The sequence below is a fragment of the Limosilactobacillus urinaemulieris genome, from assembly GCF_932750685.1.
In the GTDB taxonomy this organism is placed as follows: domain Bacteria; phylum Bacillota; class Bacilli; order Lactobacillales; family Lactobacillaceae; genus Limosilactobacillus; species Limosilactobacillus urinaemulieris.
This window is the reverse complement of record NZ_CAKOBX010000001.1, coordinates 25890-39320: the sequence shown is the minus strand read 5'-3', so window position 1 is coordinate 39320 and position 13431 is coordinate 25890. Positions and strand designations below refer to the sequence as shown.

The 13431-nt window shown below is 41.5% G+C and carries 10 protein-coding genes; all 10 read left to right on the top strand.

All coding sequences use genetic code 11. The annotated features are described in order from the left end of the window. The first annotated feature begins 28 nt into the window (after nucleotides 1-28). Entirely contained in the window at nucleotides 29-1588 is a 1560-nt protein-coding gene (gene rny, locus MR181_RS00210) for a ribonuclease Y (RefSeq protein WP_242333582.1), read from the top strand. A gap of 184 nt (nucleotides 1589-1772) precedes the next feature. After that, entirely contained in the window at nucleotides 1773-4406 is a 2634-nt protein-coding gene (mutS, locus tag MR181_RS00205) for a DNA mismatch repair protein MutS (RefSeq protein WP_242333579.1), read from the top strand. A gap of 10 nt (nucleotides 4407-4416) precedes the next feature. Continuing rightward, nucleotides 4417-6420: a DNA mismatch repair endonuclease MutL gene (gene mutL / locus MR181_RS00200; protein ID WP_242333576.1), complete on the top strand. Its 2004-nt coding sequence runs from the start codon at nucleotides 4417-4419 to the stop codon at nucleotides 6418-6420. 17 nt (nucleotides 6421-6437) lie between these two features. Next, nucleotides 6438-7040, top strand: a complete 603-nt coding sequence (ruvA, locus tag MR181_RS00195; protein WP_242333574.1) for a Holliday junction branch migration protein RuvA — start codon at nucleotides 6438-6440, stop codon at nucleotides 7038-7040. A 19-nt stretch (nucleotides 7041-7059) separates the two neighbouring features. After that, nucleotides 7060-8076 (top strand): Holliday junction branch migration DNA helicase RuvB, encoded by a 1017-nt coding sequence (ruvB, locus tag MR181_RS00190; protein ID WP_242333571.1) that lies wholly within the window; start codon nucleotides 7060-7062, stop codon nucleotides 8074-8076. A 7-nt stretch (nucleotides 8077-8083) separates the two neighbouring features. Next, nucleotides 8084-9112 carry a tRNA-guanine transglycosylase gene (locus MR181_RS00185; protein ID WP_242333568.1) on the top strand — a complete coding sequence of 343 codons (1029 nt, stop codon included), beginning with the start codon at nucleotides 8084-8086 and terminating at the stop codon, nucleotides 9110-9112. Nucleotides 9113-9222: 110 nt separating this feature from the next. After that, nucleotides 9223-9663: a preprotein translocase subunit YajC gene (yajC, locus tag MR181_RS00180; RefSeq protein WP_242333959.1), complete on the top strand. Its 441-nt coding sequence runs from the start codon at nucleotides 9223-9225 to the stop codon at nucleotides 9661-9663. Between the two features lie 154 nt (nucleotides 9664-9817). Then, nucleotides 9818-10723 carry a phosphogluconate dehydrogenase (NAD(+)-dependent, decarboxylating) gene (gene gnd, locus MR181_RS00175; RefSeq protein ID WP_191911715.1) on the top strand — a complete coding sequence of 302 codons (906 nt, stop codon included), beginning with the start codon at nucleotides 9818-9820 and terminating at the stop codon, nucleotides 10721-10723. 247 nt (nucleotides 10724-10970) lie between these two features. Further along, entirely contained in the window at nucleotides 10971-11924 is a 954-nt protein-coding gene (locus MR181_RS00170) for a DHH family phosphoesterase (protein ID WP_242333565.1), read from the top strand. Nucleotides 11925-11940: 16 nt separating this feature from the next. Continuing rightward, nucleotides 11941-13317: a DEAD/DEAH box helicase gene (locus MR181_RS00165; protein WP_191910845.1), complete on the top strand. Its 1377-nt coding sequence runs from the start codon at nucleotides 11941-11943 to the stop codon at nucleotides 13315-13317. Nucleotides 13318-13431 lie beyond the last annotated feature (114 nt).

Sequence of the window (13431 nt, the reverse complement as noted above, 5' to 3'; positions counted from 1 at the left end):
TAAAAATAGTGAAAGCGGAGGTGAAATGATGGAAGCTTTCGGCTTAGTTTTCGCCGCGCTTGCTATGGTTATCGGTATTATTATTGGATATGCAATTCATAAAGTTTCTGTTGAAAAGCAACTTAAAGCTGCTAATCAAAGTGCAGAGCAAATTCTTTCCACTGCAAAACAAGATGCAGCGACGGCGAAAAAAGAGGCTATTTTAGAAGCCAAGGAAGAAAGCCATCGTTACCGAGAAAGTGTTGAACAAGAACTGAAACAACGACGGAATGAGGTTCAAAAGCAAGAAGATCGTCTCTTACAACGGGAAACCTCATTAGATCGTAAAGATGATGCTCTTGAAAAGCGAGAAGGTGCTGTTGGTAAACGGGAACACCAACTTGAACAACAAACTAACCAGTTAAAAGTATCTCAAGAAAAGGCAGATTCATTAATTGAACAGCGACAACAAGAATTGGAAAAAGTTGCTCAACTGTCTCACGATGAAGCAAAAGCACAGGTCTTAGCTCAGGTTAAGGAAGAACTAAAGACTGAGCGGGCAATTATGATTCGTGATAGTGAGCAAAACGCTGAATTAGTTGCTGATAAGACGGCAAAGAAGTTGATTGTTGAAGCAATTCAACGAAGTGCAGCGGATGTTGTTTCTGAAGCAACAGTTTCTGTTGTTAACTTACCAAACGATGACATGAAGGGGAGAATTATTGGTCGAGAAGGACGAAATATTCGGACCCTAGAAACTCTGACAGGAATTGATTTGATTATTGATGATACTCCTGAAGCTGTTGTGTTAAGCGGATTTGATCCGGTTCGGCGTGAAATTGCTAAGATTGCTTTGGAAAAGTTGATTCAGGATGGCCGGATTCATCCGGCAAGAATTGAAGAAGCTGTTGATAAAGCGCGCCAAGAAATGGATGCTAACCTTCGAGAAACTGGAGAACAAGCTCTTTTTGATCTCGGAATTCATTCAATGCACCCGGACTTGATTAAGACAATTGGACGAATGAAGTACCGGACAAGTTATGGTCAAAACGTTCTTGATCATTCGGTTGAAGTTGCTAAGCTTGCTGGAATAATGGCAGCAGAGTTGGGAGAAGATGTGACGCTTGCCAAGCGGGCAGGTCTTCTTCATGATATTGGAAAGGCAATTGACCACGAAGTTGATGGTTCGCATGTTGAACTAGGTGTTGAATTAACTACTAAGTATAAGGAAAACAAAGTAGTAATTAACACGATTGCTTCACACCACGGCGATGTTCCAGCAAAATCAGTGATTGCTGCGCTTGTTCAGGCTGCTGATGCTATTTCTGGTGCACGTCCTGGTGCACGAAGTGAATCGCTTGAACAATATATTCAACGCTTAAAGAAACTAGAAAGTATTGCAAATGACCATAATGGTGTCGATCATAGTTACGCAATTCAGGCAGGTCGTGAACTGCGGGTAATAGTCAAACCAAAGAAAATTTCGGATCTTCAAGCAATTGCTTTGTCTCATGATATTAAACAGGAGATTGAACAGGAGCTTGAATACCCTGGACATATCAAGGTAACTGTTATTCGTGAAACTCGTGCGATCGACTATGCAAAGTAAATGACATGTTAGGGGAAAATGCTTTAATATGGTGAAGAGACTAGGTTACTTCCTGGCCTCTTTCTTTATTTTGCCATCCTCTTTCTTGCACTTGAATTACGCAAAAAATATAATAAATAAAGTAAAGATACGGTAAAAAAACGTTTTAAGTTATATAGAGAGAAAATTTATGGGGTGAAATTAGGTGGCAAAGAAAACAACGCCAATGATGGAACAGTACCAACAGGTCAAGGATCAATACCCAGATGCATTTTTATTTTACCGGTTAGGGGACTTTTACGAGCTCTTTAACGACGATGCCATTAAGGGTGCTCAATTGCTTGAGTTAACGCTAACAACAAGAAATCATAGTGCTAAGAACCCAATTCCAATGTGTGGTGTTCCTCATCGAGCCGTAAATAGCTATATTGATGTATTAATTGATAAAGGATATAAGGTTGCAATTTGTGAGCAAATGGAGGATCCCAAGAAGGCAAAGGGGATGGTTAAACGGGCGGTTACCCGGTTAATTACTCCAGGAACTCAAATGGACTTGAATGGTGATCAAGCTAAAAATAATAACTACTTGGCAGGAATCATTCGTCAAAATGGTCATTATTATCTGGCTTATACTGATTTATCAACTGGGGAGTTAAAAACAACTGATTTTGCAAGTGAGGACGAGACGATTAACGAGTTAATTAACCTGCAGAGTCGGGAAGTTGTCCTTGATGATTCAGTTGAAGATGATTTTAAGCAGCAGTTGACTAAAAGAAATATTTTACAATCACACCAGCCTGAAATTGTGAATGAAGCAGAAGTGAGTTACTTAACTCAAGATTTAACTGACGAGGGGCAGCAAGCTGTTGTTTCACTTCTGGTTTCATACCTGCTAACAACGCAAAAACGCTCACTAGCGCATTTGCAAAAAGCAATTTCCTACCGGCCCAGTTCTTTTATGAAGATTGACCACTATTCAAAAACTAATCTTGAATTAATGACCAATATGCGGAGCGGTAAACGACAGGGAACGTTAGCCTGGTTACTTGACGAAACAAAAACGGCAATGGGAAGTCGACTATTAAAACGGTGGCTAGATCGACCATTAATTGACCCAAAACAAATTGGTGCTCGTCAGGATAAGGTTCAAGAGCTCCTTGAACACTATTTTGAGCGAAATAATATTCAGCAAGAATTGATTAAGGTTTATGACTTAGAGCGTCTTGCTGGCCGAGTGGCATACGGAAGTGTTAATGGCCGGGACCTAATTCAGTTAAAGACTTCATTGCTCCAAGTACCAAAAATTAAGTACACCTTAGAGACACTTGATGCACCGGCGTTTGCGGACTTAGAAAAGCAGCTTGATCCGTTAAGCGATGTGGCATCCTTGATTGAAAAATCAATTGTTGAAGATCCACCAATTAGCGTGACTGACGGCGGGGTAATTAAGGATGGTTATGATAAGCAGCTTGATGAGTACCGTGACGCGATGAATAACGGTAAGCAATGGATTGCAGATCTGCAAAAGCACGAACGTGAAGTAACGGGAATTAATAACCTCAAGATCGGCTATAACCATGTTTTTGGTTACTATATCGAAGTAACAAAGGTTAACCTTAGTAAAATTCCTCGTGATCGCTATGAACGGAAGCAAACACTGGTAAACGCGGAACGGTTCTCAACGCCTGAATTAAAGGAAAAAGAAGCATTAATTTTAGGGGCGCAAGAAAAATCAACCGCACTTGAATATGATGTCTTTGTTAAAATTCGGGAGAAAGTGAAGGGCCAGATTAAACGGTTACAAAGTTTGGCTCAAGCATTGTCGGAATTAGATGTTCTCCAAAGCTTCGCGGTTGTCAGTGAGGATTATCATTTTGTTCGTCCGCAAATGAACACGGGACACGTATTGAAAATCAAGGATGGTCGGCACCCCGTTGTTGAAAAGTTTATGGGGCATCAGGAATACGTTCCTAATGATGTTATGATGGATGAATCAACGGATATTCTTTTGATTACTGGACCAAACATGTCTGGTAAGAGTACCTATATGCGGCAATTAGCATTGACAGCGGTGATGGCTCAAATGGGATGCTTTGTTCCGGCAGAACGGGCAGAATTACCGATTTTTGACCAAATCTTTACCCGGATTGGGGCAGCGGATGACTTAATTTCTGGTGAAAGTACCTTCATGGTTGAAATGATGGAGGCTAATAATGCTTTAATGCACGCCACTGATCGCAGTTTAATCTTATTTGATGAAATTGGTCGGGGAACTGCTACCTATGATGGGATGGCACTAGCTCAAGCGATTATTGAATACATTCACGAACATTTACGGGCTAAAACGCTCTTTTCGACTCACTACCATGAGCTAACTGCTCTTGAAACGACTTTGTCTAGGTTAAAGAATGTCCATGTTGGTGCAACCGAAAAAAATGGTGAATTAGTTTTCTTGCATAAGGTGAGTGCCGGACCAGCAGATAAGTCGTACGGGATTCACGTTGCTAAATTGGCTGGTATGCCTGCAGATCTCCTTAAGCGTGCTGATCACATTCTTAGCTCTTTAGAAAAAAAGGATGTGAAGCTGCCAACGATTCCTGTCTCCACTAAGCAGCAACCCGAGACAAGTAAAGTTAAAGAAAGAACTACTCATGATGTTCCTCAACCGCCACTGGTTGATCCAAATGGGCAACTGGAATTATTTGGATCTCCTGCGCCAAAAGCAAAGGATCCGGCAGCTGCAAAAATTATTAAGCAGTTAAAGAACCTCAACTTGATGGGGATGACACCGATGGACGTTATGAACCAAATTTATCAATGGCAGCAAAAGTTAAAGTAAGGTGGCATAAATGGGAAAGATCCATGAATTAACTAATGTATTAGCGGATCAAATTGCCGCTGGGGAAGTAATTGAACGGCCGGCATCGATTGTTAAGGAGTTGGTCGAAAATTCGTTAGATGCCAATAGTAAGCGAATTGACATTATCGTGGAAAATTCTGGCCTGGATAGTATCAGAGTGATTGATGATGGTTCTGGAATTGCAGATGACGATGTTGAAATTGCATTTAAGCGCCATGCTACCAGCAAAATTACAACTCGCCGCGATCTTTTTAAGGTCCGGACAATGGGATTCCGGGGCGAAGCATTGCCAAGTATCGCCTCGGTAGCTGATGTTACTTTAACAACAGCGACACCAGGTAGTACGACCGGTTCCTTAATCCATATTCATGGTGGTGAATTAGTTGACTTAAAGCCAGGGCCAGCACGTCAAGGAACCGATGTGGTAGTTCGTGAGCTTTTCTTTAATACGCCAGCACGGTTAAAATATTTGAAATCACCCCAAACTGAATTGGCACGAATTACTGATATTGTGAATCGCTTGGCTCTGGCTAATCCACAAGTAGCGTTTAGCCTGACGCATAATAATAAGGAGCTATTCCGAACAGCAGGAAACGATAATTTACAACAGGTTGTTGCCGCAATTTACGGGATTCAGGTTGGCAAGAAAATGCTTCCCTTTGCGGGAGAGGATAATGACTTTAAGATTAGTGGCTTAGTTTCCTTACCTGAACTTACGCGAGCATCACGGCAATACATTACGATTACGATTAATCATCGCTATATTCGCAATTTTGAATTAACGAAAGCAATTATTAATGGCTACGAATCAAAATTGATGGTCGGCCGTTATCCGATTGCCGTCCTTAATATTCAGCTCGATCCCGTATTGGTTGATGTCAATGTGCATCCAGCCAAACGTGAGGTCCGGTTGAGCAAAGAGCCGCAACTGGCAGGGTTAATTGCCAAGGTTATTCGTCAACGGATATCAACAGAAAACTTAATCCCTGATGTAGACGCTAAACAATTCATTCCTGCCGAACCCGATGTGGATGATTTGGAACGACAACTGAATGAGGCTGCTAAACAGTATGAAACCCCATCGACTAGTTTTGCTCATTCTTCAACCGTTTCGTCTTCTGCAAGTGTAATTACAAATGGGGGGCCAGCGGATGTTGATGCAGCCGATAGCATTGTCCATGAACCAGTTGTTATCCATAAGAAAGACGAACTGGCAAGCTCGCGGATGCAAAGGTTTGACCAACGTTATCATGACGAGGGGATTGTTTACCCGTTTGGCAGCCCGGATGAGCAGGCTCCCCAGAAATCTACCCGGGCGGAAAGCATTGAACTAGATGTGCGAGATAAAAGTGATCAATCACAAAAACGGTTTCCTGATTTACAGTATATTGGTCAGTTGCAGGGAACTTTTCTCTTAGCACAGGCGGGGGATGGATTGTATATTGTTGATCAGCATGCAGCTCAGGAACGAATTAATTACGAAAAGTTTCGTAAAGAGATTGGCCAAGTAAGCGATGATCAGCAAACCTTTTTAGTACCATTAGTCTTAAATTATTCAACGGTTGATACGATGACGATTACTCAACACTTGGATACCCTTGAGGCAGTCGGCCTTCACTTAGAATCTTTTGGTCCGAATAGTTTTATTTTACGTTCTCACCCAACTTGGTTTACAGAAGGGCAGGAAGAAGCAACTGCTAAGGAAATGATTGAATGGCTGATTAATGATGGGAAAATTTCAGTTCATGATTTTCGTCAGCGGACCGCAATTATGATGAGTTGTAAACGGGCGATTAAAGCTAATCACCACCTTGATGATCGTGAGGCTAAGGCGCTTTTACAGCGATTGCCACAATGTGAAAACCCCTTTAATTGTCCGCACGGTAGGCCAGTAACGGTTCACTTTAACGACCGTGACTTAGAGAAAATGTTTAAACGGATTCAAGATTCGCATATCCCATTTGCTCAAGATTTTGATGAACACGAATTTTAAAAGAGGAGTACAAGAGAATGTATGAATACCTAACCGGGCTAGTTACAGTAGTCGAACCGCGTTACATTGTGGTTGAAGTAAACGGTATCGGTTACCGACTATTAGTTGCCAACCCTTATCGTTATCATATTGACAAGCAACAAAAAGTAACCGTTTATGTTTATCAAGCCGTTCGTGATGATGATATTTCGTTATTTGGCTTTAGTGATGAAGATGAGAAGCAGTTGTTTATGCAGTTGATCAATGTTTCTGGAATTGGTCCCAAAAGTGCTTTGGCAATTTTAGCCAATCCAGATCATGAAGGGTTAATCAATGCAATCGCCAATGATGATGTTAAATACCTGACGAGGTTTCCGGGAATTGGTAAGAAAACCGCTTCACAGATTTGCTTAGATCTTAAGGATAAGATTGAACGTTTGGCGCCAAGTGAAACAAACTTGTTAAAACCACTATTACCAGAGAGTGAAGATGTTAATGAGGCTTTACAGGATGCCCTAGAAGCACTGACTGCTTTAGGTTATAAAGAACGGGAAGTTAAGCGAATTAAAAAAGAACTGGAAAAGGAAGCAGGAACCTCTACAGAGGAATATCTGCGCCATGCTTTAAGACTACTAAACTAGAGGAAGGGGGTTAGAGAGGATGGCAGATCAGGATGAACATGAACTAGTTTCTGGCGAGACAACGGGAAAGGCAGAGTCGGCATTTGAACTAACTCTTCGTCCCCAAAGCCTAGCTGATTATATTGGTCAAACTAAGATCAAGCATGAATTAAATATCTATATTAAGGCCGCAAAAGAACGAGAAGAAGCATTAGATCATGTTCTTCTATACGGCCCTCCTGGTTTGGGGAAGACTACTCTCGCAATGGTAATTACCAATGAACTGGGAGTGAATATCAAAACAACGAGTGGCCCGGCAATTGAAAAGCCAGGAGACCTTGTAGCCCTGCTGAATGAATTGAAGCCAGGAGATGTCTTGTTTATTGATGAAATTCATCGCTTGCCGAAAGTAGTTGAGGAAATGCTGTATTCCGCAATGGAAGATTACTATATTGATATTGTAATTGGTGAAGGACCGACAGCCCACCCTGTTCATTTTCCACTCCCACCTTTTACTTTAATCGGTGCAACAACTCGTGCTGGAATGCTATCTGCCCCGTTACGAGATCGTTTCGGCATTGTGGAGCACATGAGTTACTATAACCAAGATGAGTTGACAAGGATTATTTTTCGTTCAGCCGGTATTTTTCAAACCAAGATTGAAGATGAGGGAGCGCATGAATTAGCCTTACGTTCACGAGGAACGCCACGAATTGCTAATCGCTTATTGAAGCGGGTTCGTGATTTTGCTCAGGTTGCTGGAAAGGGCTCGATTGATTTAGTGAGTGTTCGCCAGGCATTGAAGTTGCTTCAAATTGATGACCAGGGCCTTGACGAGATTGACCGTAAGCTCCTTTTAACAATGATTAACTACTATCATGGTGGTCCAGTAGGGTTAAAAACAATCGCAGCTAACATTGGTGAAGAGAAGTCAACAATTGAAGAGATGTATGAACCATACCTTCTTCAAATTGGTTATTTAACACGAACGGCACGAGGAAGAATGGTTACGGCAGCCGGCTATAAGCATTTAGGTTTAGAGTACCCGGCAAAGTGAGGTTGCTATGAATAAGTATTTTGAAATTAATCGGATTAAAGAAGGATTGCGAACCGGGAAGCTTGTGGTTAATGGGTTAGAATTGAGGACACCACTACTTGTTCATTCAGCAGATGTAATTCAATACTTAAGACCAGGGCAAGTTCGCACCACTAACACTCGGGCGTTATATTACGATCCGGTAATTCTTGCAGAGAAACTGAGAAAAAAGGATCTTGCAGATTTGCCTGATTTACACCGGGTGCTCGGTTGGCAAGGAATATTTTTTACAACTTCCGGTGCTGCTGAAATTGGTAAGCTTGCTAAACCACGAGGATATAAGACTAATGGGGTTAATTTTCGACTGCCCAATCAGGGACAGTTGATTAGCTTATCACCGAAGAAGGCAATCCAGCTTCAAGAACAATCGGGAGCAGATATAACCGAGCAGTTATACCGTGACGTAAATTACTATGCTCCGGTTGATGATTTAGCTGCTGCAGTAGAATTAATGGGACATTGGTATGCAACTAATCAAGACACATTGTTCCCAATTACTGGCGGAGGATTAAAAAAACTTCATCGCCAAAGCATTGATTTTGTAACGGGGCAGCGACCGTTTGGCTATTTTGTTACGCAAACTGACCAGGTTGATTCACTTGCTGAAATTAAGCGTAACCTTGCAGCAATAATAAAGTTACTACCGTTTGAAAGTCTTCGGGTAACGAAGACAACGGCTAATTTTGAACAATTGAGAACGGTAATTCGTTCAGGGATTGATGTAGTTTACTCTGATGTTGCTGTTCACGAAGCAGTAATGGGCAATGCATTGGTGAATAAGGGAAAGCGTCTTGATTTTACTAGGGAGTCCTTTAGTGATGACTGGGAAACTATTGATTCAGAATGTCAGTGTCCTGTATGTACCAGTCACTATTCACGCGCCTATCTCCATTACCTTGCTAGAATAAATTCGCCACAATACACCAGTTTAATCTTGGAACATAATCTCTTCTGGCTAAACCAGTTTGTGGCTAACCTTAGTTCTAAAATTAATTGATTTTGATCACTATTCTACCTAGTAGTGAGTAGCTTTTTACCGTGTTTTTTGTTACAGTTAAACTTGAAGAATTTTGAAGGGATGGATATTCAGTGAACGGGTTACAATTTATGAACCTTGGCGCTGCATCAAGCAGTGCTAGTAGTTATTCTGGAATGATTTTAATCATTCTAATGATTGCTTTAATGTATTTCTTTATGATTCGCCCACAACAAAAGCAACGGAAGCAACATCAAGACATGATGAGTCAGTTGCACAAGGGTGATGAAGTTGTCACAATTGGTCGGATGCACGGGAAAATTGATTCAATTAACCGTGAAGACCGGACAGTTACTTTGGACTGTGAAGGAATTTACTTAACTTTTGATATGGTAGCAATTGCGCGGGTTGTTAAACCAGCGGATACCGCAGAAACTAAGGCTGAAGATAAGCCAGCCGAAGAAGCTGCTGAAAAGGAAGAAACTAGTTCTGATACTAAGGAAGAACTAGCTGCTTCTGATTCAGCTAAATCTGAAGCTCCAGCATCAGATGACAATAATGACGAAAAGTAATTGACACGTATAGCGAAACGTGGGAAACTTTTAAAGAATGTTATTGCAAGCCTTTTAGTTTGCAATTTCATAATGACAATAAGCGATTGTCATTATTATTGTTGAGTGTTCGCATTTTCGCTCATCACGACTGTAAAACAGGAGGGAATTTAGAATGCAAATTGGATTGATTGGTTTAGGTAAGATGGGTATTCACCTTGCTCAAAACATGATGAACAATGGTAACGATGTTGTTGCCTTTGATTTGGATCAAGACCTTGTTGATGAAGCTGCATCTTATGGTGCAACTAAGTCAAGCAGTCTTGAAGACATGGTTTCTAAGCTTGATAAGCCACGTACTGTATGGGTAATGGTTCCAGCTGGAAAGCCAACTGACAGCACCATGGAAAAGTTAGCTGAATTGCTTGATGCTGATGATGTTGTTATTGATGGTGGTAATACTTTCTGGAAAGATTCTATGGGCCACAACCGTATGTTTACCGAAAAGGGTATTCACTACTTCGACTGCGGTTCCTCCGGTGGTTGGAAGGGTGCCCTCAAGGATGGTAACTTCATGATCGGTGGGGATGACAAGAAGGTCTTTGACGAACGTCTTGCTCCACTTTACGATGGTATCGCTGAAAAGGATGGTTACCTTTACACCGGTAAGGCTGGTTCTGGTCACTACCTTAAGATGGTTCACAACGCAATCGAATACGGTATGATGGAAGCTATGGGTGAAGGTTTCGAAGTTCTTGAAGCTTCTGACTTTGACTACGACAACGCAGCTGTTGCTAAGATGTGGAATCATGGTTCTGTTATCCGTTCATGGCTGATGGAATTGGCTCAAGAAGCCTTCGAAAAGGATCCTCACCTTGATAAGATTGCTGGTCGGATGCACAGTTCTGGTGAAGCTCACTGGACTTTGATGGATGCTATGGACAAGCAAGTTCCAACTCCAGTTATCTACGAAGCATTAAGCCAACGGTTCCGTTCAATGCAAGATGACAGCTTTGATGGTAAGGTTGTTTCTGCATTACGGAATGGTTTCGGTGGCCACGCAATGGACAAGGCTAAGTAAACCTTAATTAATAATAAGAGTAGGAAACTAGTACAAAGTTTAAAATATACCTTTATATAAATTTCCTAACTATAAATGGGTCAGGCATTCACGCGGTGAGTGTTTTGACCCATTTATTTTGCTTTATCGGGTTTGGAATGGTGGCCTAGACATTTAATTAATTTATCGGTAAAATTAATGTTTTAATCAAACTGGTTAGCAGTGCTATAATTTTAAAGAGTATTAATTTTAGAAACGGAGATACGACATGGCTGATCAATTAGAAGCAATTCTTGAACAAATTAAAAAGTATAATAAGATTATTATTCATCGTCATCAACGGCCGGATCCGGATGCTATTGGGTCGCAGATCGGTTTGGCAGAGATCCTTAAAGCATCATTTCCCTATAAGCAAATTTATGCTGTGGGGAAAGACATTCCCGGCTTAGACTGGATTGGACAAATGGACGAAATTGACGGGCAAACTTTTGATGGCGCCTTAGTAATTGTTACTGATACAGCGAATGCTCCCCGAATTGATGATCGCCGCTTTGATAACGGTGATGAGTTAGTTAAAATTGATCACCATCCAAATGACGAACCATATGGTGACTTAATGTGGGTTGAACCAGAAGCATCGAGTTGTTCGGAAATGATTTATTCTTTCTACCAACACTTTGCAAAGGAATTAAAGATGCCTAAAAAGGCTGCTTCAGCACTTTATGCGGGAATTATTGGGGATACGGGACGGTTCCTATATCCTGCCACAACTCCACGGACAATGTTAGTAGCGGGTGCGTTGATGGCTGCTGGTGCTGATGCGTCAGCAATTAGTCAGCGAGAAAACGAAATTTCAGAACCAGTGGCACGCTTATCAGCCTATGTTTATGAAAACTTAACGATTAATGAGAGCGGAGCGGCTTATATTGTTTTAGATAATGATACTTTGACTAAGTTTGGTCTTACTGAAGCTGGAACTTCAGCTGTCGTTTCACTTCCTGGACGAATTCAAAATGTTTTAGCATGGGCAATATTCGTAGAGCAAGAGGATGGCCATTTCCGGATCCGTTTACGTTCAAAGGGACCAGTAATTAATGAGCTTGCTAAGAATCATGATGGTGGTGGACATCCACTAGCAAGTGGTGCTAAGGCGGCAGATCGTGCCGAGATTAGTCAAGTGATAAAAGAATTAGATACATTAGTAAGTGAATACCAAAAGTAACGAAGGGAGGCCAATAATGGGTCAAACAAAAACATTTGCCGATTTTGATTTACAACCATACCTTTTAGACGCGATTAAAGAGATTAACTTTCACCAGCCGACTCCGGTTCAGGGAAAGGTGATCCCGTTAATCCTAAAAGGTAAAAGTGTTGTTGGGCAGTCAGCAACTGGTAGTGGAAAAACACATGCCTTTTTATTGCCGATTTTTGCCCAATTAGATCCTGCTAAACAAGAGGTTCAGGCGGTAATTACTACCCCAAGTCGTGAACTTGCCTACCAGATATACGCAGCCGCAAAGCAATTAAACAAGCACTTGCCTACACCAGTAACAATTCATAACTATGTTGGTGGAACCGATAAGCAACACCAGGTCGAGCAACTAAAGCGTCAGCAACCACAATTAGTAATCGGAACCCCAGGACGAGTATTAGACTTGATCAAGAGTCAAGCACTTGATATCCATACCGCAACTAAGTTTGTTGTCGATGAAGCAGACATGACGCTTGATATGGGATTCCTGGATCAAGTTGATCAAATTGCGAGTCATTTCCCTGACAACCTACAAATGATGGTCTTTTCTGCTACGATCCCGCAAAAATTGCGACCATTTTTGAAAAAATATATGGAAAATCCGGTAATGGAGGAGATTCCAACGGAGACCGTAATTAATCCTGACGTTAAAAACTGGTTAATGTCGACTAAGGGCCGGGATAAAAACCAGCTAATATACCAATTGCTGACAATGGGGGAGCCTTACTTAGCATTGGTTTTTGCGAATACTAAAGAGCGGGCGATTGAACTGGCCGCTTATTTAGGTGAGCAGGGATTAAAGGTTGCCTTAATTCATGGTGGCCTAGAAGCTCGCCGGCGGAAGAGAACGATGCGGCAGATTCGTGATCTTGACTTTCAATATGTTGTTGCGACAGATTTAGCAGCACGAGGAATTGATATTGATGGGGTTTCTTTGGTAATTAACGATGATATTCCAAGTGATTTGGAATACTTTATTCACCGTGTTGGTCGGACTGGCCGAAATGGGATGCCGGGAACTGCAATTACCCTTTATGCTCCTTCTGAAGATGGTTTAATTGCTAAACTGGAAGAACGTGGAATTAAGTTTGTACCAAAAGAAATTCGTCATGGTCGAATTGTTACAACTCATGATCGTAATCGTCGTCAAAATTATAGTCGTCGCCAGGCAAAACTTGATCCTTCAATGAAGGGCTTTGTGAAGAAGACCAAGAAGAAGGTTAAGCCAGGTTATAAAAAACGAATTAAGCGGGCAATTCGTGAGGATGAGCAGCAAAAGAAAAAACAAGAATTAAGACATAAAATTCGGAAAGCTAAACGAGCACGGCAACGTCAACACCGTCGTGAACGAAATAGTCGTTGATTTTGTGATTATTATTCGTTATAATATGACTCGTCTGGGACATATTGGCCAAAGCTTGCATTCCAGAGACAGCTGGGGTAGTGTGACAGTTGATGCGGCTTTGGTTAATGCTAC